This window comes from Rosenbergiella sp. YN46 (assembly GCF_036620675.1).
Lineage (GTDB): Bacteria > Pseudomonadota > Gammaproteobacteria > Enterobacterales > Enterobacteriaceae > Jejubacter.
Genome location: NZ_JAZHEE010000138.1, coordinates 1 through 571, shown reverse-complemented (window position 1 = coordinate 571; position 571 = coordinate 1). Strand labels below are relative to the sequence as shown.

General features: G+C 32.2%; 1 protein-coding gene. It reads left to right on the top strand.

Annotated elements, in window-relative coordinates; translation table 11 throughout:
- Positions 1 to 422 (top strand): hypothetical protein (locus V3W49_RS22905; protein ID WP_500148273.1); only part of this gene is annotated, 422 nt, incomplete at its 5' end.
- Positions 423 to 571: the final 149 nt, after the last annotated feature.

Here is a 571-nt window from a genome sequence, read left to right as displayed (position 1 = left end):
ATTCTGTCAAAAAAATGAATGACTTGCACAGAAAATTTGATGTTCCACTAAAAGAAGGAATGGGACATTCAGAGGCTGAATCAAAAAGACTACTCGACAAAAAACCATGGGTGATGGTAGCACCAATGATGTCAAGTAAGAATTTCTTCATTAAGCATATGAAATCAAAATATGATGCTGTAACAATAGGATTTAGTGGATGGGCAAAATCATCCAGATTCAAATTTAGTAAGGGCTGTGATTACTCTATTCCATTAAGTGATCATTGTGATTTCAATGAACTCACAGAAATGGTAATTCAGTCTGGTGCTGAAAAAGTTTACACAATACATGGTTTCGTCCAAGAATTTGCTTCGCATTTGACAAAAATTGGAATTGACGCACAACCTTTGCGTGAAGATTCATTAGATGATTTTTTCTAATTAATTTAAATTTTTAAAAATTTTGAACAATTACAATTTAGGATTAAACAAGTATCTGAGTTTCTAATATGATCATCTAAGGAATGTCTACATTTGGCATTTTTGCATAACTTTCTTTCCTGCTCTCTTTTAACTACAGCTTGTGCTAT